Here is a 21,552-nt window from a genome sequence, read left to right as displayed (position 1 = left end):
CTCCCAACGTGACCCATCTCAGCCTCGAACAGGTCGGCATCAGCTTCACCCGCGGCGGGCGCACCACGGAGGTTTTGCGCGACGTCAACCTGAAGATCGAGAAGGGCGAGTTCGTCTCGCTGATCGGCCATTCCGGCTGCGGCAAGTCGACGGTGCTCAACATCGTGGCGGGCCTGCTCAAGGCCTCGACCGGCTGCGTCCTCCTCGACGACAAGGAGGTCAACAGCCCCGGGCCGGAGCGGGCGGTGGTGTTCCAGAACCACTCGCTCCTGCCCTGGCTCACGGTGCGCGAGAACGTCGCGCTCGCCGTCGACAAGGTGCTGAAGGCGAAGAAGAGCCGGGCGGAGCGCCGCGACTGGATCGAGCACAATCTCGCCCTCGTCAACATGACCCACGCCGCCGAGAAGCGGCCGCACGAGATCTCCGGCGGCATGAAGCAGCGCGTCGGCATCGCCCGGGCACTCGCCATGGAGCCGAAGGTGCTCCTGATGGACGAGCCGTTCGGCGCCCTCGACGCGCTGACCCGGGCGCATCTCCAGGACCAGCTGATGGAGATCCACCTGCGGCTGAGGAACACCGTCATCATGATCACCCACGACGTCGACGAGGCGGTGCTGCTCTCGGACCGGATCGTGATGATGACGAACGGGCCGTCGGCCACGATCGGCGAGGTGCTGTCGGTGCCGCTTTCCCGGCCGCGCAAGCGCCTCGAGCTGGTCGAGGACCCGACCTACACCCACGCCCGGGCCGAGGTGCTGGAATTCCTCTACGCCCGCCACGCCAAGCCCGCGATCGCGGCCTGAGCGCGCCATGTCTGATCGCCTCGTCGTCATCGGCAACGGCATGGCCTCGCTCCGCTTCCTGGAGCGGCTGACCGAAACCGCCCCCGGCCGCTTCGACGTCACCTGCGTCGGGGCCGAGCCGGTGGCGGCGTACAACCGGGTGCTCTTGTCGTCGCTGCTGGGCGGCGAGGTCGACGAGGCGGCCTGCACCTTCCGCGGACTCGACTGGTACGCCGAGCACGGCATCACGCTCGTCACCGGCGCGCCGGTCACCGCGATCGACACCGCCGAGCGCATCGTGCGGGTCGGCGAGGGGTTGGTGCTGCCCTACGACAAGCTGGTGCTGGCGGTCGGCTCGGTACCGATCCGGCTGCCGAAACCCGGCATGGACCTGCCCGGCGTCATCACCTTCCGCGACCTCGCCGACGTCGCGGCGATTCGCCGGGCGGCGGTGACGGGCGCGAAGGCCATCGTGATCGGCGGCGGGCTCCTCGGGCTCGAGGCGGCGGTGGGCCTGGCCCGCCTCGGCGTCGACACCACGCTGCTGCACGTCATGGACCGGCTGATGGAGCGCCAGCTCGACCACGCCGCGGCCAGCCTGGTGCGCGAGGCGATGGAGGCCCGCGGCGTCCGGGTGATCCTGAAAGCCGACACCGCCGCGGTCGAGGGCGACGGCAAGGTCGAGCGCCTGGTTCTCTCCGACGGCACGGTGCTGCCGGCCGATCTCGTGGTGATGTCGGTCGGCGTCCGCCCCTCGACCGCGCTCGCCGCCAGCGCCGGGCTCGAGGTCGGCCGCGGCATCCGCGTGAACGACACGATGGCGACCTCGGTGCCGGGCATCTACGCGCTCGGCGAATGCGCCGAGCATCGCGGCCAGACCTACGGCCTGGTCGAGCCGGCCTACGAGCAGGCCGAGGTGCTGGCCCGCCACCTCTGCGGCGTCGAGGCGGCCTATGCCGGCACCTCGCTCGCCACGAGCCTGAAGGTCTCGGGACTGCCGGTCTTCTCCGCCGGTGCGGTCGACGTGCCCGAGGGTGCCGAGGCGGTGACCTGGAGCGACCCGGCCACCGGCCTCTACCGCAAGCTCGTGATCGACGGCGACCGGCTGATCGGCGCGGTCTTCGTCGGCGACGTCGCCGAGCAGGGCTGGTGCAAGACCCTGATCCGCACCGGCGACGCACTCGGCCCCGACGACCGGGACGACCTGATGTTCGGGCGCCCGGTCTCCCCCGAAATTCCTGCCCCCCAACCCCTCGCAGCGTGAAGGAGCCCGTGATGGTCGACGACTTCAACGCCGAGCAGAAGCGCTACCTCGAAGGCTTCTCCCACGGCATCGCCGCAATCCGCATGACCGGCGGCCTCGCCGGCGGAGGCGCCGCCTCGGCCCCGCCCGCGGAGCCGACCGGCCCGGACGCGATCCACCTCAAGGCGCAGGACCGCACCGTGAAGAACGGCGGCAAGCTGGCCGAGCAGGAGAAATGGAAGCGGGCCGAGAACCCGTTCGACGGCCACAACCGGCTGATCGCCGAGGCCGCGACCGGCAAGGCGCCGAAGCCCGAGGACAATTTCCGCTGGCGCTATCACGGCCTGTTCTGGGTCGCGCCGGCCCAGAACTCCTACATGTGCCGGCTGCGGATCCCGAACGGCATCCTGCACCACTGGCAGTTCGCCGGCATCGCCGACCTCGCCGATGCCCATGGCGGCGGCTACAGCCACGTCACGACGCGCGCCAACCTCCAGGTGCGGGAGATCTCGCCCGAGCACGGCCAGCCCTTCCTCGACGGGCTGATCGATCTCGGCCTCACGGCGCGGGGCACCGGCGCCGACAACATCCGCAACGTCACCGGCTCGCCGACCGCCGGCATCGACGCCCAGGAACTGCTCGACACCCGCCCGCTCGCCAAGTCCTGGCACAACCACATCCTCAACGACCGCTCGCTCTACGGCCTGCCGCGCAAGTTCAACGTCGCCTTCGACGGCGGCGGCGTGCTGCCGGTGCTCGAGGAGACCAACGACATCGGCTTCCAGGCGGTCGAGGTGACGGAAGGAGCGGCGGTCGAGCCGGGGCTCTGGATGCGCCTCGTCCTCGGCGGCATCACCGGCCACCGCGACATCGCCCGCGACACCGGCGTGGTGCTGCGGCCGCGGGAGTGCAACGCCGTCGCCGACGCGATCCTGCGGGTCTTCATCGAGAACGGCGACCGCACCAACCGCAACAAGGCGCGGATGAAATACGTCCTCGACGCCTGGGGTTACGACAAGTACCTCGCCGCCGTCGAGGAGAAGCTCGGCCGCAAGCTGGATCGGGTCGATCCGGCCCATGTGAAGCCCCGCGGCGGGTTCGACCGCTACGCCCATGTCGGCGTGCATGCCCAAGTCCAGCCCGGCCTGAACTGGATCGGCGTGGTGCTGCCGGTCGGCAAGATGACCACCGACCAGATGCGGGCGCTGGCCAAGATCGCCCAGGAATGCGGCGACGGGCAGATCCGCCTGACCGTGTGGCAGAACTTCCTGTTCTCGGGCGTGCCCGACGACAAGGTGGCCGAGGTCGAATCGCGCGTCGCGGCGCTCGGCCTGTCCACCAAGGCATCGAGCATCCGCGCCGGCCTCGTCGCCTGCACCGGCAACCGCGGCTGCAAGTTCGCCGCCTCCGACACCAAGGGCCACGCGCTGCTCATCGCCGACCATGTCGAGGCGGCGGTGCCGGGGCTCGACGTGCCGGTCAACGTCCACCTCACCGGCTGCCACCATTCCTGCGCCCAGCACTATATCGGCGATATCGGGCTCATCGGCGCCAAGGTGGTGGTGAGCGAGGAGGGCGACACCGTCGAGGGCTACGACATCGTGGTCGGCGGCGGCTTCGGCGAGGCGGCCAAGATCGGCACCGAGATCTGGAAGGCCGTGAAGGCCGAGGACTGCCCCGGCCGGGTCGAGACCCTGCTCAACGACTACCTCAGCCACCGCACCGGCCCGGAGGAGAGCTTCCAGGCCTATACCGCCCGCCGCGGCCCCGAGGCGCTGAAGGGCCTCGCCGGCGAGCGGCTGCTGGAGGCGGCCGAGTAGCCTCCGGTCTTCCTCCTCTCCCCGCGGGCGGGGAGAGGGCTGCGCCCCCCGGTCGGGGGCGCGGCAAGCCCGCAGGGCGGGGGTGAGGGGGAAGTGCCGAATGTGGCTCCTCCGGAAACACCCCCTCACCCTCGCTCCGGCTTCGCCTGCGCTTGTCACGGCCCCGACGAGGGGGCCGTGACCCTCTCCCCGCCCGCGGGGAGAGGAGAACCCGGTGCCTCACCGGTCGAACGCCACTCTTCCGCGGTACCCTCCGATGACCCAGCACGTCGCTCCCCCGCTCGTCCTGATCCCCGAATCCGCCCCCTTCAACCCCGACCAGCGCGCCTGGCTGTCGGGCTACTTCGCGGCCCTGCTCGGGCCGGCCATCGAGGGCGCCACGGCGCTCGGGGCCGGCGAGGCGCCCGGCGGCCCGGCGCTGGCCGACAATGGCGACGCGCCCTGGCACGACCCGTCGATGGGGCTCGACGACCGCATGGCGCTCGCCAAGGACCGCTCCGAGCCGCAGAAGCTGATGGCCGCCATGGCCCAGCAGGATTGCGGCCAGTGCGGCTACAACTGCGCCGATTATGCCAACGCCCTGTTCCTCAAGAAGGAGGAGCGCCTGAACCTCTGCCAGCCGGGCGGCAAGGAGACGCTCCGGATGCTGAAGAAGCTGGAGGCGGAGTTCGGCACCGCAGCCCCGGCCGGCGCTGCGGCGGCCTCCGACGAGGCTCCGAAGGCCGAGGCGCCGGTCGGCCCATACGGCCAGTGCCGTGAGAACCCGGCCGAGGCGGTGTTCCTCTCGCGCCGCCGCCTCAACGCGCCGGGCGGCGAGAAGGAAACCTGGCATATCGAGATCGATCTCGCCGGCACCGGCATCGACTACGTCGTCGGCGATTCCCTCGGCCTCTTCCCGGCCAACGCCCCGGCGCTCGCCGACGCGGTCATCGCCGAGCTCGGCGCCCGGCCGGAGCGGGTCATCGCGACGAAGCTCGGCGAGAAGACCCTGCGCGACCACCTGCTCACCAACTACTCGCTCGGCGGCGCGCCGGACGGGCTGTTCCAGCTCCTCTCGCTTCTCACCTCCGGCGCGCAGCGCAAGAAGGCCCAGTCGCTCAGCGCCGGCGAGGATCCGGATGGCGATGCGGCCTATCTCGACGTGCTCGGCGCCCTGCATAAATTCCCGGGCGCCCGCCCCGATGCCGAGGTCTTCTTGGAGGCCCTCGACGAGTTGCAGCCGCGGCTCTACTCGATCTCGTCCTCACCGAAGGCCGATCCGGGCCGGGTCTCGCTCACTGTCGACGCGGTGCGCTACAGCCACCGCTCGCGCCTGCGCCTCGGCGTCGCCTCGACCCATCTCGGCGAGCGCCTGTCCGAGACCGCCAAGGTGAAGGTCTACCTCCAGAAGGCCCACGGCTTCGGCCTGCCGGAATCGCCCGAGACCCCGGTCATCATGGTCGGCCCCGGCACCGGCATCGCGCCGTTCCGCGCCTTCCTGCGCGAGCGCGCCGCCACCGCGGCGCCGGGCAAGAACTGGCTGTTCTTCGGCCACCAGCGCCAGGCCTCGGACTTCTTCTACCGCGACGAGCTGAACGGCCTGAAGGACCAGGGCGTGCTGACCCGCCTGTCGCTCGCCTGGTCGCGCGACGGGGGCGAGAAGACCTACGTCCAGGACCGGATGCGCGAGAACGGCCGCGAGCTGTGGCGCTGGTTCGAGGAGGGCGCCCATTTCTACGTCTGCGGCGACGCCAAGCGCATGGCCAAGGACGTCGAGCGCGCGATCATCGACGTGGCGGCGACCCATGGCGGCAAGAGCCCGGAGGAGGCGGTGGCCTATCTCGCGGCGCTGAAGAAGGCGAACCGGTATCAGGCGGACGTGTATTGAGACCGCTGCGTCACGGTTGGCAGCCGCGGACGGGCCTGCGCAGCGATTAGCGATATGCTATGATTGGGCATGCTGCAGATCGCTTACAGCAAGGGCGCCCTGCGGACCTTGAGCCCGATGCCGACCAATGTGTCGGCACTCATCCGCGCGAAGGTCGAGCAATATGCCTCCGCCCCTCAGGCGCAGGCCAACAATGTGAGGGCGCTGAAAGGGGAGCCCGGCGTTTTTCGGCTGCGCGTCGGCGACTGGCGCGTGCTGTTCACGGAAGATGGCGTGGTGCTGGCGGTCATCCGGGTCGCCCCGCGCTCCAGCGCCTACGATTGATCGGACCTCGCGCCCATGAACACCCAGCGGATCACGACCCCGGCCGGAGACACCCTGATCGTCCTGGCCGAGACCGACTATCAGGCACTCCTCGATGCTGCGGAGGACAACGCCGACCGCCTCGCCGTGGCCGAATTTCGCCAGCGCCTCGCCGCAGGGGACGAGGAGCTGATCCCGGCGGCGATCGTCGATCGTCTTCTGTCTGGCGAGAACCGGGTGCGGGTCTGGCGCGAGCATCGGGCCTTGAGCGCCGCGGGACTCGCCGAGCAGGCCGATCTCTCGCAGGCCTACCTGTCGCAGATCGAGACCGGCAAACGGGACGGCACGGTCGAGACCTATCGCAAGATCGCAACGGTTCTCAACGTCAGCCTGGACGATCTGCTCGGCTGATCGGCGGGCCGCAACGGCCCACCGCTTGCTTGCCCCCCAACCACCGTCCCCACCCCACGCCCGGCGAAAGGCTCCTGCGATGAACCTGCACGTGCCGGCCCTCCCTCCCGAGGCCGCCCCCGTCCGGACCACCTGCCCGTATTGCGGCGTCGGCTGCGGCGTGCTCGCCCGGCCGGACGGGCAGGGGGGCGCGAGCGTCGCGGGCGATCCGCAGCATCCGGCGAATTTCGGCCGGCTGTGCTCGAAGGGGTCGGCGCTGGGCGAGACCCTCTCCCTCGACGATCGCGTGCTGCACCCCGAGATCGCCGGGCGGCAGGTGGCGTGGGACGAGGCGCTCGACGCGGTGGCCGAGGGGTTCAAGCGCACCATCGCGGCGCACGGGCCGGACTCGGTGGCGTTCTACCTCTCGGGCCAGCTCCTGACCGAGGATTACTACGTCGCCAACAAGCTGGCGAAGGGCTTCATCGGCACGCCGCACGTCGACACCAATTCGCGCCTGTGCATGTCGTCCTCGGTGGCGGCGCATCGCCGGGCCTTCGGCTCCGACACCGTGCCCGGCTGCTACGAGGACCTGGACGAGGCCGACCTCCTGGTGCTGGTCGGCTCCAACACCGCCTGGTGCCACCCGATCCTGTTTCGCCGCATGCTCGATGCGCGGGAGAAGCGCGGTACCAAGATCGTCACCATCGATCCCCGCTGCACCCAGACCGGCGAGGAATCCGACCTCTTCCTCGGCGTGCGCCCGGGCTCCGACACCGCGCTGTTCTCCGGCCTCCTCGTCCACCTCGCCGATAACGGCGCCCTCGATCCGCGCTACATCGCCGATCACACCGCCGGCTTCGAGCCGGCCCTGGAGCGTGCCCGGCAGATCGCCCCGACGGTCGCCGCCACCGCCGCCGCCACAGGCCTGACCGAAGCGGAAGTCGAGACCTTCTTCACGCTGTTTCGCACCACGCCCCGGGTCGTGACGGCGTACTCGCAGGGCGTGAACCAGTCGGCGCAAGGCACCGACAAGGCGAACGCGATCATCAACTGCCACCTCGCCACCGGCCGCATCGGCAAGCCGGGGATGGGGCCGTTCTCGCTCACCGGCCAGCCCAACGCCATGGGCGGGCGCGAGGTCGGCGGGCTCGCCAACATGCTGGCGGCCCACATGCACTTCACCCCCGAGGAGGTCGATTTGGTGCGCCGGTTCTGGAACGCGCCCCAGATCATCACCGGCGAGGGCATGAAGGCGGTGGCGCTGTTCGAGGCGATCGAGCGCGGCAAGATCAAGGCCCTGTGGGTGATGGGCACCAACCCCGCCGTCTCGATGCCCCGGGCCGACCGGGTGCGGGCGGCGCTTGGCAAACTCGACACCTACGTCGTCTCCGAGGTGGTGGCGGAGACCGACACAGTGCGGGCGCGCAACGCCATCGTCCTGCCGGCCCTGGGCTGGGGCGAGAAGGACGGCACGGTGACCAATTCCGAGCGCCGGATCTCGCGCCAGCGCGCCTTCCTGGCGGCGCCCGGCGAGGCGAAGGCCGATTGGTGGATCATGGCGCAGGTGGGCAAGCGCCTCGGCCACGCCAAGGCCTTCGCCTGGGGCAACGCGGCCGCGGTGTTCCGCGAGCACGCCGCCCTGTCCGAGTTCGAGAATCGCGGCAGCCGCGACTTCGACCTCGGCGGGCTCGCCGACATCACGGACGCGGCCTACGAGGCCGCCGCGCCGGTGCAGTGGCCGCTGACCCGCAAGGCCAAGGCGCCGCAGACGCGGTTCTTCGCCAATGGCGGCTTCTTCACCCGCGACCGCAAGGCCCGCTTCGTCGCGGTGCAGAAGCCGGTTCTGGCGCAAGCCACCAGCGACGCGCTGCCATTGCGCCTCAATACCGGCCGGGTGCGCGACCACTGGCACACGCTGACCCGCACGGGGAAGAGCCCGCGCCTCTCGGCCCACCGGGCGGTGCCCTTCGTCGAGATCCACCCCGACGACGCGGCGGCGGCCGGCGTCACCGACGGCGACCTCGCCCGGGTGCGTACCGCCCACGGTGCCGCGGTGCTCGAGGTGATGGTGACGACGGGCGCGCAAGCAGGCTCGCTGTTCGCCCCGATGCACTGGAGCGAGGCCAATACCTCGGACGGCCGCGTCGGCGCGCTGGCGCAAGGGGCGGTCGATCCGGTCTCGGGCCAGCCCGAGCTCAAGGCGACCCCGGCCTCGATCGCCCCCGAGCCCTACCGCTCCCGTGGCTACCTCATCACCCGCGACACGGTGGCCGCGCCCTTCGGCTGGTGGTGGGCGCGGGCGAGCCTGGAGGGCGCGACCGGCCTGATCTTCGCCGCCCAGGACGGGGCGCAGGAAGCCGCCGCCCTGATGCGCGAGCTGTTTCCCGGCGCGTCCTTGAGCGAGTACGCCGACCCGGCCCGCGGCCGCTACCGCGCCGCCGCCTTCCGGGACGGTCAGCTCCTCGGCGTCCTGGCGCTCGCCCCCGCGGCCGAACGTCCGACCTGGGACGCCGCCAAGGCGTTCTTCCGCACCCAGGAAATGCTCGAGCCCGCCGCCCGCCGGGCCCTGATCTCGGGGCGGGCCGAGAGCGCCGGCACCGGGCCGCTGGTCTGCGCCTGCCACACCGTCGGGCTCGACACGATCCGGGCGGCGATCAAGGGCGGGGCGCACGGGGTCGAGGCGGTGGGCGCCGCCTGCAAGGCCGGGACGAATTGCGGCTCGTGCATCCCGGAGATCCGCAAGCTGCTGGCCGCCGACCTCAAGGCCGGGGAACTTGCGCCAGCTTCCGCATAGGCGCATCTGATGGCGCAGGATTTCCCGAGACTCGTGCCAGAAACCCAACGTCCCATGCGTACGCCCCGTGCTCCCCGCGAGACCCGCTCCCCCGGCCTCGAGCCCCTGGCCGTGCTGCCGGTCTTCGTGACGCTGACGGGCAAACGCGCGGTCCTGGCCGGGGCCAATGGCGGTGCGGCCTGGAAGGTGAAGCTGCTCGCCGCCGCCGGCGCGCATGTCGACGTGTTCGCGCCGGAACCCACCGAGGAGATGCGCGGCGCCCCCCAGGAGGCCGTCGCCGGCAAGGTCGTGCTGCACGAGCGCGACTGGTCGCCGGCCGACCTCGTCGGCGCCGCCTTCGCCATCGCGGCCTTCGAGAGCGAGGGCGAGTGCGAGTGCTTCGTCGGGGCGGCCCGCGCCGCGGGCGCCATCGTCAACGCCATCGACCGGCCGCATCTCTGCGACGTCTCGTTCGGCGCCATCGTCAACCGCTCGCCGCTCGTCGTCGGCATCTCGACCGAGGGCGCGGTCCCGGTCTTCGGCCAGACCGTGCGCGCCCGCATCGAGGCGATGCTGCCGGCAGGCTTCAAGGCCTGGGTGGCCGCCGCCCGTGACTGGCGCGCCGAGGTTAGCGCCCGCTATCACGTGTTCGGTGAGCGCCGGGCGTTCTGGGAGCGCTTCACCGACCTCGCCTTCGCCAATCCGGAGCGGGCGCCGGTCCGCGCCGACCTCGAGGCGCTGGTCGCCGAGAGCGACGCCGCGCCGACCGGCGGCAGCGTGGTGCTGGTCGGGGCCGGTCCGGGCGATGCCGAGCTTCTCACCCTCAAGGCCCTGCGGGCGCTGCGCAGCGCCGACGTCATCCTGTACGACGACCTCGTCGCGCCCGAGATCCTGGATTACGCCCGGCGCGAGGCCTGCACGATGCTGGTCGGCAAGACCGGCCACGGCCCGTCCTGCCGCCAGGACGACATCAACGCCCTGATGGTCTCGCTGGCCAAGAGCGGCAAGCGGGTGGTGCGGCTCAAGTCCGGCGATCCCCTGGTCTTCGGCCGGGCCGGCGAGGAGATCGATGCCTGCCGCGAGGCCGGCATCCCGGTGACCGTGGTGCCCGGCGTCACGGCGGCGCAGGGGGCGGCGGCCTCCCTCGGCCTCTCGCTCACCCACCGCGACGCGGCGCGGCGCCTGCAATACGTCACCGGCCACGACCGCCGCGGCACCCTGCCGGACGACCTCAACTGGGCCGCTCTCGCCGACCCCACCGTCACGACGGTGATCTACATGCCCAAGCGCACGATGCGCGCCCTGCTGGCCAGGGCGGTGGCCGAGGGCCTGCCTCCGGCGACGCCGGCGCTCGTGGTGTTCAACGCCACGCGCCCCGACCAGGCGGTGGTGCAGGCGCAAGCCCGCGACCTCGCCGACCGGGTCGAGGCGGCGGGCCTGGAGGGGCCGGCGATCGTGATGGTGGGCAATGCCCTCGGGCGGGGCGAGCGCGAGGCGGTCGTCGCCGAGGCTTTGGCCTCGGCGGCTCACTGACACGACAAAGCGCCCCGGCGGGCCGGGGCGCTTGAAGGCGTGACGTCATGAGACGGCGCCCGGTCGCGCGGCAACCGGGCACCGATCGCGGTCAGCGGCGCTCGTAGAGCAGCCGGGCCCGGATCGTGCCGTCGATGGCGCGCAGCTCCTCGAGCAGGGCCTCCGGATCGACGTCGGTCGCATCGGTCTCGACCACGACGTAACCGACCTCGCCGTCGGTCTGGTAGAACTGCGCCGCGATGTTGATGTGCTTGCGGGCGAAGGTTTCGTTGAGCCGCCCGAGCATGCCCGGCAGGTTGCGCTGCACGTGGATGAAGCGCAGGCCGGTCGGCCGGGCCGGCAGCTGCACCTGCGGGAAGTTCACCGCGCCGACCGTCGAGCCGATATCGGAATAGTCGACGAGCTTGCGGGCCACCTCGGCGCCGATGCGCTCCTGCGCCTCCTCGGTCGATCCGCCGACATGCGGGGTGAGGATGACGTTCTCGAGGCCCTGGAGCGGCGAGTTGAACCGCTCGCTGTTCGATTTCGGCTCGACCGGGAACACGTCGACGGCGGCCCCGCGCAGGTGGCCGTCCTTGAGGGCCGAGGCCAGGGCGTCGAGATCGACCACCGTGCCGCGGGAATTGTTGATCAGGTACGAGCCGGGCTTCATCGCCCGGATCTCGGCCTCGCCGATCATGTTGTTCGTCGAGGCCGTCTCGGGCACGTGCAGCGAGACCACGTCGCTCTGGGCGAGCAGCGCGGTGAGGCTGTCGACCGGCTCGGTGTTGCCGTGGCGCAGGCGGTCGGTGAGATCGTGGAAGATCACCCGCATGCCCATCGCCTCGGCGAGGTTCGAGAGCTGCGAGCCGATATTGCCGTAGCCGACGATGCCGAGGGTCTTGCCGCGGACCTCGAACGAGCCGTTGGCCGACTTGTCCCAGCCGCCGACATGGGCCGAGACCGAGCGCGGCACGATGCGGCGCAGGAGCATCACGATCTCGCCGATGACGAGCTCGGCCACCGAGCGGGTGTTGGAGAACGGCGCGTTGAAGACCGGGATGCCGCGCCGGCGCGCCGCCTCGAGATCGACCTGGTTGGTGCCGACCGAGAAGCAGCCGACGGCCATCAGCCGGTCGGCCGCCTCGAAGGCGGCTTCGTCGAGCTGGGTGCGCGAGCGGATGCCGAGGATGTGGACGCCCTTGAGGGCCTGGTGCAGGTCGGCCGGATCGAGGGCCTTGGCCAGCCGCGTGACGGTGACGTAGCCGGACGCTTCGAGCAGCGACACCGCGCTGTCGTTGATGCCTTCGAGAAGCAGGACGCGAATCTTGTCCTTGGGCAGTGAGAGCTTGTCGGCCATGGCGGGTCTTCTTGACGGGTCGTCTTGGGAATGGGGCGGAGACCGCGGCAGGCGCGGGCCGGTCGGCGCGAGCGATAGGAGAGCGCGCGCCGCAACGCAACATGGGGGCCGGTCGCCGGGGCCTGCTCACGCGCAGGGCAGTGCTGCGCCTACAGCGCGGGCAGCCCCGCGCTCATCCGGCCTTGGGGCGACCCCGTGCCCGCGTCGTCGTCGGGGCGACCCCGTGCCCCCTTGCCGGCGAGGTCCGGCGGTGCTCCACCGGCCGCACCCGCTTTCGGCCGGAGCCGATCTCGGCAAGCCAGGAAGAGACCGCCGATGCCCCTCACGCCCCGGATGCGCCGCGCCGCGATCCCGCTCCTCGTCTTCGCCCTCGGCCTCGCGGTGCTGGGCCTGGCCGCCAGCCTGATGCTCGGCCGGCCCGTCGCCACCGGCACCAGCGTTGTCGGCGGGCCGTTCACCTTGGTGAACCAGGACGGCCGCACGGTCACCGACCGGGACTTCGCCGGCCAGCCGCATCTCGTGTTCTTCGGCTTCACCCATTGCCCGGACATCTGCCCGACCACCCTGCAGCAGATCTCCGACGTGCTGGCGGCGCTCGGGCCGAAGGGCGGCGAGGTGAAGGCGCTGTTCGTCACCGTCGATCCGGAGCGCGACGACCCGAAGGCGCTGAAGGAGTACCTGTCGAGCTTCGATCCCCGCATCGTCGGGCTGACCGGCTCGCCCGAGGCGGTCGCCGCCACCGTGAAGGCCTACCGGGCCTATAGCCGCAAGGTGCCGCTCAAGGAGGGCGACTACACGATGGAGCACACGGCCCTCGTCTACATCATGGACGGGCGCGGGCACTTCGTCGGCTCGCTGAACCTGATGCGCCCGGCCAAGGAGGCCGCCGACGAGGTCGCGCGTCAGCTCTGAGGTTCAGGTCCGCCGCATCGCCCCGGTGCGGGAGGTGGCGGCGAGGCCGTGCTCGGTCTTGTTCCAGCGGTAGGGCGCCAGCAGCAATTCGAGGAGGCCGAGCCAGGCCGCGAGGCTGACGAGGCCGTAATAGAGCGGCAGGGCGAGGAGCCACGGGACGAGCCCGGGCCAGCCCCGCCGCCGGCATCCCGCGAATGCCGGCAGCCACATCGCCGCGAGGCCGGCGACGAAGACCGCGGCGCCGGTCGCCGTCACCAGGTTGGCGAGGAGATCCGGCGTCGCCGGCAGCGGGTCGGTGGCCAGGGACCATGCGGCGAGCGCGAGCCCGAACGGGTAGGCGAGGGCGCAGACCACCGTACCCGGCACCATCGCCACGGCGCAGAGCAGGCCGAGGGGCCCGAGGCACCGGAACGCCGCGACCGGGTGGCGGCTGTGGGTGATCGTGGTCTGGACGAAGCCCTTCATCCAGCGGATGCGCTGGCGCAGCCACGGGCGCCAGAAGGCCGGGGCTTCCTCCAGGGTCGAGAGCGGCAGGTCGCCGACCCGGTAGCCGGCGAGCGCAAGGCGCAGGCCGAGATCGGCATCCTCGGTGACGTTCCAGGCGTCCCAGCCGTGCACCTCGCGTAAGGTCTGGGTGCGGAAATGCGTGGTCGTGCCGCCGAGCGGCACCGGCAGGTGGGCGGCCGTCAGCAGCGGCAGCAGCACGTCGAACAGGGCCGCGTATTCGAGGATGAAGCAGCGGGTGAGCCAGGTATCGTCGGTGTTGTCGATGACCAGCCGGCCCTGCAGGCAGGCGAGCCTGCCGGAATTGGCGCGGAACAGGGCGGCGGCGGCCTTGAGCTGGCCCGGATCCGGCACGTCCTCGGCGTCGTAGACCACCAGGTGCTCGCCGCGGGCCAGCGGCAGGGCGACGTTGAGGGCCCGCGGCTTGGTGCGGGGCAGGCCGGCGGGCGCGGTCACGATCTCGAACCGGGCCGGCAGCGGCAGGGCGGCCAGCGCTGCCGCCGTTGCCATGTCGTCGGCCTCGATCACGAATTTCAGGTCGAGCTTTGAGGCCGGGTAATCGAGGCGGGCGAGCGCGCCGACGAGGCGAGGCACCACCCGGGTCTCCCGGTAGAGCGCCACCAGCACCGTGTAGACCGGCAGTGCGGCGTCGGGGATCCCGGCAGGGTCCGGCAGCGGATCCGGACGCAGCAGCGGCGCGGCGAGGCGGAACACGATCACCGCCAGGACCATCAGGTTGAGGCCCGCGACCGCGAGGAGCTGCAGCCACGACGTCGCGTCGAGGACGAGCAGGATCAGGGCGATTGCGAGGACCAGAGCCAGGGCCTGTCCGGGATGCAGGCCCGGGCGGTAGGCCCAATCCGGTGCGCGCACCTCCAGCGCCTCGGCGGCCCTTGCGGCGGCGCGGGGACCGGCGGTGCCGAGCACCGCGGCCGCCAGCGCCGCCGGCGTGGTGAACACCGCCCCCGGCGGCGCGCCGGTCTCGAGAAGGGCCGACACCGCCCCGGGCGGCGGGGCGAGGTAGACGGCGCCCGCGTCGCCGGCCGCCGCGCCGAGGCGGATATCCTCGGGAAACCGTGCCGCCGGGTGCAGGACGAGGCCGGCACCGCGGAACGGCCGGCCGAGCGCCCGGGCGAGCGCCGCGTAGTAATCGGCCTCGCTCATCAGGCCGGCCCGCAGCAGGGCCGCCACCGGCTCGGTACCCTCCTGGCCGGCCCGGATCGCGGCCTCCCGGACGATGGCGAGATCGACCCCCTGGCCGAGCAGGAAGGCAAGCTCGCCCGGCAGGACGATGGCGGCGCCGTGCGGGGATCGGACCTCGACGAACATCGGGCACTCCGATGGTGCGGCCTTCCCCCGGCGGAGGTTCGTGCTACGAGAGCCTATGGCTCTCCCCGTTCCCGCGACAGCGTCGCGTTCCTCTGCCGGCGGATTTCTCGCGAGCGTGGCGCGGATGCCGCAGCGTCATGCCCGCCGCGCGCTGGCGGCCCTGCTGCTGGCGCTGGCCGTGCCGGCTGCGGCCGCCGAGCCGGTGACGATCCCGAACTTCTGGAATCCCCGCGCCCGGCTGGAGCGGCCGGAACCGCCGCAGACCACCCGGCCGGTACGCTTCCTCACCGACGACGAGTATCCGCCGCTGCACTTCGCCGGGCCGGACGGCAATCCGACGGGGTTCGCCGTCGAGCTCGCCCGGGCCGCCTGCGAGAAGCTCGGCCTGACCTGCACCGTGCAGGTGCGCCGGTTCGACACGCTGCTCGACGCGCTCCAGGCCAACCAGGGCGACGTGGTGGCGGCGGCCGTGCCGCTCACCGCCTCCCTCAGGGCCGGCCACCGGGCGACCCGGCCGTATTTCCGCTGGCCCGCCCGTTTCGCGGTGCGGGGCGACAAGGGCCTGCCGGCGCCGAGCGCCAAGGTGATCGCCGAACACCCGACCGGCGTGGTCGCCGGCACCGCGCACGAGGCCTACCTGCGGGCCTTCTTCCACGTCACGCCGAAGACCTACCCGGATCTCGCCACCGCTGAGGCGGCCCTGCGCCGGGGCGAGATCGCGTACCTGTTCGGCGACGGGCTGGCGCTGTCCCTGTGGATCGGCGGCACCGACGCCGCGGGGTGCTGCGCCTTCGCGGGCGGCGACTACCTGGAGAACCGCTATTTCGGCGAGGGCATCGGCTTCGTGACCCGCAAGGAGGACGAGGTCCTGGCCCGCGCCCTCGACGACGCGCTCCAGCGGCTATGGGACGAGGGCAAGTATGCGGAGCTGTACCTGCGGTTCTTCCCGGTCAGCCCGTTCTGAGCCGACGGACCGTCAGCCCCGTCGCGGCACGAAAGGATGCGTGCTCGACAACCCGCCATCGACCGCGAGCGCCTGGCCGTTGACGTAGGCCGCCTCGTCGCTTGCCAGGAACAATGCCGCGGCGGCGACCTCCTCCGGCAGCCCCGCCCGGCGCAGCGGGTTGAGCTGGCCGATGCGGTCCGCCTTGCCCTTCGCGCGTGCCGCGGCGAACAGGCCCGCCGTCATGCCGGTCTCGATCAGGCCGGGACAGACGGCGTTGATCCTGAGGCCCGAGCCCGCGAAGGCGTCGGCCGCGGTCTGGACCAGGCTGATCACCCCGGCCTTGCTGGCGCTGTAGGCCGCCCCCGCCGCATTGGCGCGCAGGCCCGCGACCGAGGCGGTGCAGACGATCGCCCCACCGCCGTGGCGCAGGAGCAGGGGACCGCCATGCTTGATCGCCAGGAAGGCGCCGATCAGGTTCACCCGCAGCACCTCCTCCCAGAGCTCCACGCTCTGCTCGGTGAACGGCACCGTGCCGCCGCCGATCCCGGCATTGGCGTGGATCGCGTCGAGCCGGCCGAATTCCTGCTCGGCGGAGGCGAGGAAACCGGCGACGTCGGCCTCGCGGCCGGCATCCGCCGCGAGAGCGAGGGCCCGGCCGCCCTCGGCCGCGATCAACGCCGCGCTCTCCTCGACGCTGCCCGGATCCCGGTCGACCAAGGCCACCGCCGCGCCTTGGCGGGCGAAGAGCAGGGCCGAGGCACGGCCGATGCCGCTGCCGGCGCCGGTGACGAGGACCGCCTTGCCGGTGAAGCGTGCCATCGTGCCCTCGCGCGCAAATGTCGTCATGCGACCGTGTAGCCGCCGTCGATCACCAGCACCTGGCCGGTGTGGTAGGCGGACGCCCCGCTCATCAGGTAGACGGCGATGCCGCCGAAATCCTCCGGCCGGCCGAAGCGGCGGGCGGGGATCCGCGGCAGGTTGAGGGTCACGAACTTCTCGTTCGCCATCAGGCCCGCCGTCATGTCGCTCTCGATCCAGCCCGGCAGGATCGCGTTCGCCGTCACCCCGTAGCGCGCGAGTTCGACCGCGAGCGCGCGGACCATGGCGTTGAGCGCCCCCTTGGTGGCGCCGTAATGCTCGTTGCGGGCCGCTCCCAGCAGCGAGGCGACGCTCGACGTCGCGACGAGCCGCCCGAAGGCGTCGCCGCTGCCGGCACGCTCGGCCATGTGCTTCGCCGCGACCTGGAAGCTCGTCACCACCCCGTCGAGGTTGACCGCGAAGGTCTGCCGCCACTCCTCGAGCCCCCGGTCCAGGAACGAGCGCCGCCCGCCGCCGGCCACGCCGGCATTGGCGAACATCCCGTCGACCCGGCCGAAGCGCGAAAGGGTCGCGTCGAAGGCGCGCTGCACGGCGTCCGCGTCGGCAACGTCGCAGATCTCCACCGCGACCGGGGCGCCGGTGGCTTCGAGCCGGTCGAGCGCCTGCCGGTTCTTCGCCGCGTCCCGGCCCCAGATCGAGACCGCGCAGCCGGCGCCGGCCAGGGCCTCCGCCATCCCGAGCCCGATGCCGCCATTGCCGCCGGTGACCACCGCCACCCGGCCGGTGAGATCGAACAAGCCCGCCATGGAGTCTCCCCGGATTCGCCCGTCTCGTCGCAGGCGTCAGGACAGCATCGGAGAATGCGCGACGGTGGGCAAGGCCGGATTTCGGGCTTCCGGAACAGTTCGGAGCAGGGGGGAACTCGATCGTGTCGGAACAAGCGGTATGGCGGCTGCCGGCTTCGATGCGCTCACCGGCCTGCGCTGCCCGCGCATGTCACGCATCGGCCCGGCGCGCTTGTATCCGCATGCCCCAGGCCAAATCTTGGACACCAGCAGGGGACATGCACTCACAACCTCCGGGATCCGCCGATGCCGCCACTCTCGATCCTCGACCTCGCGCCGATCCCGCAAGGGTCCACGCCCGGGGACGCGCTGCGCAACACCCTCGATCTCGCGCAGCATGCCGAACGCTGGGGCTTCACCCGCTACTGGGTGGCCGAGCACCACAACATGACCGGCATCGCCAGCGCGGCGACCTCGGTGGTGGTGGGGCACATCGCCGGGGGCACGCACCGGATCCGGGTCGGGGCGGGCGGCATCATGCTGCCGAACCACTCGCCGATGGTGATCGCCGAGCAGTTCGGCACCCTGGCCGAGCTCTATCCGGGCCGGATCGATCTCGGTCTGGGCCGCGCGCCCGGCACCGACCAGCGCACCCTGCGGGCCCTGCGCCGCGATCCGTCGGCCTCCGACCATTTCCCGCAGGACGTGCTGGAGCTGCAGACCCTGCTCGGGCCGCTCGATGCCGGCCGGGTGATCCAGGCGGTGCCGGGCACGGGCACCAACGTGCCGTTGTGGATTCTCGGCTCCAGCCTGTTCGGGGCGCAGCTGGCCGCGATGCTGGGCCTGCCTTACGCCTTCGCGTCGCATTTCGCGCCGGACGCCCTGATGCAGGCGCTTGAGGTCTACCGCGCCCGGTTCGAGCCCTCAGGCCAGTTGGCCAAGCCCCACGCGATGGTCGGCGTCAACGTGATCGCGGCCGAGACCGATGCGGAGGCGCGCCGCCTGTTCACCTCGGCGCAGCAGGCCTTCACCAACATCTTCCGCGGCACCCGCGGCCAGCTGCCGCCGCCGATCGACGACATCGAGACCTACTGGTCCGGCCACGAGAAGGTGCAGGCCGCCGGCATGCTCGCCTGCTCGGTGGTCGGTTCGCCCGAGACGGTGCGCCGCGGCCTCGATGCGATCGCCGCCCGTACGCAGGCCGACGAGCTGATGGTCGCCGCCGCGATCTACGACCACCGGGCGCGCCTGCGCTCCTACGAGATCCTGGCCGACATCATGGCCGATCCGCAGCGAAGCGGTGCGGGCCAGCGCGAACCCGCCCACGCGTGATCGTGCGGGATGCCGGCGCGAAGGCGCCGGCACCCGTCCGGGCGGGCCGCAGCCGTCGAGCGGGGCCGTTCGATGGCTGCGGGGGTTCCGATCCGCCTCGCGTTGACCCTCGGGGGCGCGGCCCATAGGGTGCCGGGCTCCCGAAACGCTCAACCGAGGGCCGCGCCCGCGCGGCCTCGTCAGGCCACGAATCCCCTCGCCATGTCCGCATTCCGCATCGATCCCGCCCTGGCGGAGGCCGCCGCCTCCGCATCCGCCTGGCCCTTCGAGGAGGCGCGCAAGCTCGTCGCCCGGCTGGAGCGGACGGGCAAAGGCGAGGTGCTGTTCGAGACCGGCTACGGCCCCTCGGGCCTGCCGCATATCGGGACCTTCGGCGAGGTCGCCCGCACCTCGATGGTGCGCCACGCCTTCCGGACGCTGACGAACGATTCCGTCCCGACCCGCCTCGTCGCCTTCTCGGACGACATGGACGGGTTGCGCAAGGTGCCGGAGAACGTGCCGAACAAGGCGCTCCTGGCCTCGAACCTCAACAAGCCGCTGACCGCGGTGCCCGACCCGTTCGGCACCCATGACAGCTTCGGTGCCCACAACAACGCCGAGCTGCGCCGCTTCCTCGATTCGTTCGGCTTCGACTACGAGTTCCTGTCGGCGACCGCGTGCTACCGCGCGGGCCGCTTCGACGCGACGCTGCTGCGGGTGCTCGAGCGCTACGACGCCGTGATGGCGGTGATGCTGCCGTCGCTGCGGGCCGAGCGCTCCGCCTCCTACTCGCCGTTCCTGCCGCTCCACCCGGTCACCGGGCACGTGATGCAGGTGCCGATCGACGAGGTGAAGGTGTCCTCCGGCACCATCGTGTGGCGAGATCCGGCGACCGGCGAATCCTACGAGACCCCGGTCACCGGCGGCCATGCCAAGCTGCAATGGAAGCCCGACTGGGCGATGCGCTGGGTGGCGCTCGGCGTCGATTACGAGATGGCCGGCAAGGACCTGATCGATTCGGTCAAGCTCTCGGGCCAGATCGCCCGGGTGCTCGGCGCCGACCCGCCGGAAGGCTTCAACTACGAGCTGTTCCTCGACGAGAAGGGGCAGAAGATCTCGAAGTCGAAGGGCAACGGCCTCACCATCGACGAGTGGCTGGCCTATGGCACCCCCGAGAGCCTGGCCTTGTTCATGTACAACAAGCCGCGGGAGGCCAAGCGCCTGCATTTCGACGTCATCCCGCGCCACGTCGACGACTACCTGTCGTTCCTGGAGAAGTTTCCGGGCCAGGAACCGAAGCTGAAGCTCGGCAACCCGACCTGGCACCTGCATGCCGGCACGCCGCCGGAGCCCGAGCGGGTGGGGGAGGGCGGGGCGATCCCGTTCGCGATGCTGCTCAACCTCGTGGCGGTGGCCAATACCGAGGATCCGGCGGTGCTGTGGGGCTTCATCCGCCGCTACGCGCCCGAGGCCTCGCCCGAGACGCATCCGCGCCTGGACCGGCTGGTCCACCACGCCGTGCGCTACTTCCGCGATTTCGTGCGCCCGGCCAAGACCTACCGGACGCCGAGCGAGGCGGAGGCCGCCGCGCTCACGGATCTGTCCGAGACCCTGGCGACGCAAGGAGGCTCGACCGATCCGGAGGCCCTGCAGGCGGCGGTCTACGAGGTCGGGCGGCGCCACTTCCCCGACCTGTCGGGCAAGTCGAAGAGCCCGGACGGGCGGCCCGGCGTGTCGCAGACCTGGTTCACCACGCTCTACGGTATCCTGCTCGGCGAGGCGCGGGGTCCGCGCTTCGGGTCTTTCGTCGCCCTCTACGGCGTCGAGGAGACCCGGGCGCTGATCGCCCGCGCCCTGTCGGGAGCGCTCGCCGAGGAGCACGCGGCGTTCCTGGAGAGCCGCAAGGCTCCGGAAGCGGCCTGACCCTCTCCCGCCCCCGCCGCGCGGCGGGGGCGGCTCCTGCGTTGTCCCCACCCGTCCACCCGTTTACCTTGGCAGCAGGGAATCAGTGGTGGTATGGAACATAGCAGGAACAAACACGCCGGGACCTCGCCATGCGCGCCGTGATGCCGCTCCTGCTCGTCGCCTTCGCGGGTCCGACACAGGTCACCGCGACGCATGCCATCGAGGTGGCGCGGCCGGCCCGCGAGGGGGCGGCGATCGCACGGCTGAAGGGCTGCCTGGCACGGGAATCCGCCGCGGCGCGGATGCGCCACGAGACGGCGGAGCATTTCGCCGTGCGGGCGCAGCATATCTGCCTGCCGGCCAAGCGCGAGGCGGCGCGGGCGAAGGCGGTGGCCCTCGTTGCGGCCGGCTTCACCGAGGCGCCCGACCTCGTCGGGGCCGTCGAGCAATTGCTCTCCGACCACGAGCGCGAGACGGCGGAGGCCTATGCCCGCAGCCTCGACCGGCGGCGCGTCGCGGGTACCCCCTGAGGGGGACCCCGCGCGACGGCGGACTTGATCAACCGGCGCTAACCCTCTAAGCGGGCCGCGCCTTCCGCCCGGCTGGACGTCGTGGGCGGGCTTGCCGCAGGTGATGGATATGGCCAAGGAAAAGTTTTCGCGGACGAAGCCGCACTGCAACATCGGCACCATTGGTCACGTTGACCATGGCAAGACCTCTCTGACCGCGGCGATCACGAAGGTCCTGGCCGAGACGGGTGGCGCCACGTTCACGGCGTACGACCAGATCGACAAGGCGCCGGAGGAGAAGGCGCGCGGCATCACGATCTCGACGGCGCACGTCGAGTACGAGACCTCGAACCGGCACTACGCGCACGTCGACTGCCCCGGGCACGCCGACTACGTGAAGAACATGATCACGGGTGCGGCGCAGATGGACGGCGCGATCCTGGTGGTGTCGGCGGCCGACGGCCCGATGCCGCAGACCC

Annotated in this window: 18 protein-coding genes; 14 read left to right on the top strand and 4 right to left on the bottom strand. The window is 71.7% G+C overall.

Annotation, left to right across the window (positions count from 1 at the left end):
* Window positions 1-8 precede the first annotated feature (8 nt).
* The 8 genes from FF100_RS12585 (at window position 9) to cysG (ending at window position 10,714) form a co-directional block, all read left to right on the top strand.
* Entirely contained in the window at window positions 9-803 is a 795-nt protein-coding gene (locus FF100_RS12585; protein WP_139036194.1) for an ABC transporter ATP-binding protein, read from the top strand.
* A gap of 7 nt (window positions 804-810) precedes the next feature.
* Complete coding sequence (locus FF100_RS12580; RefSeq protein WP_139036017.1) at window positions 811-2,046, top strand: NAD(P)/FAD-dependent oxidoreductase; 1,236 nt, start codon at window positions 811-813, stop codon at window positions 2,044-2,046.
* 11 nt (window positions 2,047-2,057) lie between these two features.
* Window positions 2,058-3,845 (top strand): NirA family protein, encoded by a 1,788-nt coding sequence (locus tag FF100_RS12575; RefSeq protein ID WP_139036016.1) that lies wholly within the window; start codon window positions 2,058-2,060, stop codon window positions 3,843-3,845.
* Between the two features lie 256 nt (window positions 3,846-4,101).
* The gene (locus FF100_RS12570; RefSeq protein ID WP_139036015.1) at window positions 4,102-5,712 is read left to right on the top strand and encodes a sulfite reductase subunit alpha; all 1,611 of its coding nucleotides are present in this window, start codon (window positions 4,102-4,104) and stop codon (window positions 5,710-5,712) included.
* A gap of 69 nt (window positions 5,713-5,781) precedes the next feature.
* Window positions 5,782-6,036, top strand: coding sequence for a type II toxin-antitoxin system RelE family toxin (locus tag FF100_RS12565; RefSeq protein WP_139036014.1), 255 nt, complete (start codon window positions 5,782-5,784; stop codon window positions 6,034-6,036).
* A 15-nt stretch (window positions 6,037-6,051) separates the two neighbouring features.
* Complete coding sequence (locus tag FF100_RS12560) at window positions 6,052-6,426, top strand: helix-turn-helix domain-containing protein (RefSeq protein WP_139036013.1); 375 nt, start codon at window positions 6,052-6,054, stop codon at window positions 6,424-6,426.
* A 79-nt stretch (window positions 6,427-6,505) separates the two neighbouring features.
* Window positions 6,506-9,202, top strand: a complete 2,697-nt coding sequence (locus FF100_RS12555) for a nitrate reductase (protein ID WP_139036012.1) — start codon at window positions 6,506-6,508, stop codon at window positions 9,200-9,202.
* A 54-nt stretch (window positions 9,203-9,256) separates the two neighbouring features.
* On the top strand, window positions 9,257-10,714 hold the full coding sequence (gene cysG / locus FF100_RS12550; RefSeq protein ID WP_139036011.1) for a siroheme synthase CysG: 1,458 nt from the start codon (window positions 9,257-9,259) through the stop codon (window positions 10,712-10,714).
* 91 nt (window positions 10,715-10,805) lie between these two features.
* On the opposite strand, the gene serA is transcribed toward cysG, so the two are convergent.
* The gene (serA, locus tag FF100_RS12545) at window positions 10,806-12,053 is read right to left on the bottom strand and encodes a phosphoglycerate dehydrogenase (RefSeq protein ID WP_139036010.1); all 1,248 of its coding nucleotides are present in this window, start codon (window positions 12,051-12,053) and stop codon (window positions 10,806-10,808) included.
* A 315-nt stretch (window positions 12,054-12,368) separates the two neighbouring features.
* Between serA and FF100_RS37800 the strand changes: the two genes are divergently transcribed.
* Window positions 12,369-12,965, top strand: a complete 597-nt coding sequence (locus FF100_RS37800) for an SCO family protein (protein WP_246102046.1) — start codon at window positions 12,369-12,371, stop codon at window positions 12,963-12,965.
* Between the two features lie 3 nt (window positions 12,966-12,968).
* Here the strand turns inward: FF100_RS37800 and FF100_RS12540 are convergent, their stop codons facing one another.
* Window positions 12,969-14,798: a glycosyltransferase family 2 protein gene (locus tag FF100_RS12540; protein WP_246102045.1), complete on the bottom strand. Its 1,830-nt coding sequence runs from the start codon at window positions 14,796-14,798 to the stop codon at window positions 12,969-12,971.
* A gap of 124 nt (window positions 14,799-14,922) precedes the next feature.
* On the opposite strand from FF100_RS12540, the gene FF100_RS12535 reads away from it, so the two are divergent.
* Window positions 14,923-15,762 carry a transporter substrate-binding domain-containing protein gene (locus tag FF100_RS12535; protein ID WP_139036009.1) on the top strand — a complete coding sequence of 280 codons (840 nt, stop codon included), beginning with the start codon at window positions 14,923-14,925 and terminating at the stop codon, window positions 15,760-15,762.
* A 12-nt stretch (window positions 15,763-15,774) separates the two neighbouring features.
* Here FF100_RS12535 and FF100_RS12530 read toward each other — a convergent pair whose 3' ends face one another.
* Together FF100_RS12530 and FF100_RS12525 are read right to left on the bottom strand one after the other, a co-directional pair.
* Entirely contained in the window at window positions 15,775-16,563 is a 789-nt protein-coding gene (locus FF100_RS12530) for an SDR family NAD(P)-dependent oxidoreductase (protein ID WP_139036008.1), read from the bottom strand.
* A gap of 23 nt (window positions 16,564-16,586) precedes the next feature.
* Window positions 16,587-17,369, bottom strand: a complete 783-nt coding sequence (locus FF100_RS12525; RefSeq protein ID WP_139036007.1) for an SDR family NAD(P)-dependent oxidoreductase — start codon at window positions 17,367-17,369, stop codon at window positions 16,587-16,589.
* A 285-nt stretch (window positions 17,370-17,654) separates the two neighbouring features.
* Here FF100_RS12525 and FF100_RS12520 point away from each other — a divergent pair, with 285 nt between their 5' ends.
* The 4 genes from FF100_RS12520 to FF100_RS12505 all read left to right on the top strand — a co-directional run.
* Complete coding sequence (locus FF100_RS12520) at window positions 17,655-18,680, top strand: LLM class flavin-dependent oxidoreductase (protein ID WP_139036006.1); 1,026 nt, start codon at window positions 17,655-17,657, stop codon at window positions 18,678-18,680.
* A gap of 201 nt (window positions 18,681-18,881) precedes the next feature.
* Window positions 18,882-20,582 carry a lysine--tRNA ligase gene (locus FF100_RS12515; protein ID WP_139036005.1) on the top strand — a complete coding sequence of 567 codons (1,701 nt, stop codon included), beginning with the start codon at window positions 18,882-18,884 and terminating at the stop codon, window positions 20,580-20,582.
* Window positions 20,583-20,713: 131 nt separating this feature from the next.
* Window positions 20,714-21,094 carry a hypothetical protein gene (locus FF100_RS12510; RefSeq protein WP_139036004.1) on the top strand — a complete coding sequence of 127 codons (381 nt, stop codon included), beginning with the start codon at window positions 20,714-20,716 and terminating at the stop codon, window positions 21,092-21,094.
* A gap of 109 nt (window positions 21,095-21,203) precedes the next feature.
* Window positions 21,204-21,552, top strand: a 349-nt coding sequence (locus FF100_RS12505; protein WP_171070138.1) for a GTP-binding protein, incomplete at its 3' end; no start/stop codon positions are given.

The organism is Methylobacterium terricola (genome assembly GCF_006151805.1).
Taxonomy (GTDB): Bacteria; Pseudomonadota; Alphaproteobacteria; order Rhizobiales; family Beijerinckiaceae; genus Methylobacterium; species Methylobacterium terricola.
This window is presented reverse-complemented; position numbering and strand designations above follow the sequence as displayed.

Excerpts from the sequence above, each read along its gene's own strand:
- FF100_RS12580 (WP_139036017.1), top strand. The coding sequence starts at position 811 with ATGTCTGATCGCCTCGTCGTCATCGGCAACGGCATGGCCTCGCTCCGC.
- FF100_RS12575 (WP_139036016.1), top strand. The coding sequence starts at position 2,058 with ATGGTCGACGACTTCAACGCCGAGCAGAAGCGCTACCTCGAAGGCTTC.
- FF100_RS12570 (WP_139036015.1), top strand. The coding sequence starts at position 4,102 with ATGACCCAGCACGTCGCTCCCCCGCTCGTCCTGATCCCCGAATCCGCC.
- FF100_RS12565 (WP_139036014.1), top strand. The coding sequence starts at position 5,782 with ATGCTGCAGATCGCTTACAGCAAGGGCGCCCTGCGGACCTTGAGCCCG.
- FF100_RS12560 (WP_139036013.1), top strand. The coding sequence starts at position 6,052 with ATGAACACCCAGCGGATCACGACCCCGGCCGGAGACACCCTGATCGTC.
- FF100_RS12555 (WP_139036012.1), top strand. The coding sequence starts at position 6,506 with ATGAACCTGCACGTGCCGGCCCTCCCTCCCGAGGCCGCCCCCGTCCGG.
- cysG (WP_139036011.1), top strand. The coding sequence starts at position 9,257 with ATGCGTACGCCCCGTGCTCCCCGCGAGACCCGCTCCCCCGGCCTCGAG.
- serA (WP_139036010.1), bottom strand. The coding sequence starts at position 12,053 with ATGGCCGACAAGCTCTCACTGCCCAAGGACAAGATTCGCGTCCTGCTT.
- FF100_RS37800 (WP_246102046.1), top strand. The coding sequence starts at position 12,369 with ATGCCCCTCACGCCCCGGATGCGCCGCGCCGCGATCCCGCTCCTCGTC.
- FF100_RS12540 (WP_246102045.1), bottom strand. The coding sequence starts at position 14,798 with ATGTTCGTCGAGGTCCGATCCCCGCACGGCGCCGCCATCGTCCTGCCG.
- FF100_RS12535 (WP_139036009.1), top strand. The coding sequence starts at position 14,923 with ATGCCGCAGCGTCATGCCCGCCGCGCGCTGGCGGCCCTGCTGCTGGCG.
- FF100_RS12530 (WP_139036008.1), bottom strand. The coding sequence starts at position 16,563 with ATGGCACGCTTCACCGGCAAGGCGGTCCTCGTCACCGGCGCCGGCAGC.
- FF100_RS12525 (WP_139036007.1), bottom strand. The coding sequence starts at position 17,369 with ATGGCGGGCTTGTTCGATCTCACCGGCCGGGTGGCGGTGGTCACCGGC.
- FF100_RS12520 (WP_139036006.1), top strand. The coding sequence starts at position 17,655 with ATGCCGCCACTCTCGATCCTCGACCTCGCGCCGATCCCGCAAGGGTCC.
- FF100_RS12515 (WP_139036005.1), top strand. The coding sequence starts at position 18,882 with ATGTCCGCATTCCGCATCGATCCCGCCCTGGCGGAGGCCGCCGCCTCC.
- FF100_RS12510 (WP_139036004.1), top strand. The coding sequence starts at position 20,714 with ATGCGCGCCGTGATGCCGCTCCTGCTCGTCGCCTTCGCGGGTCCGACA.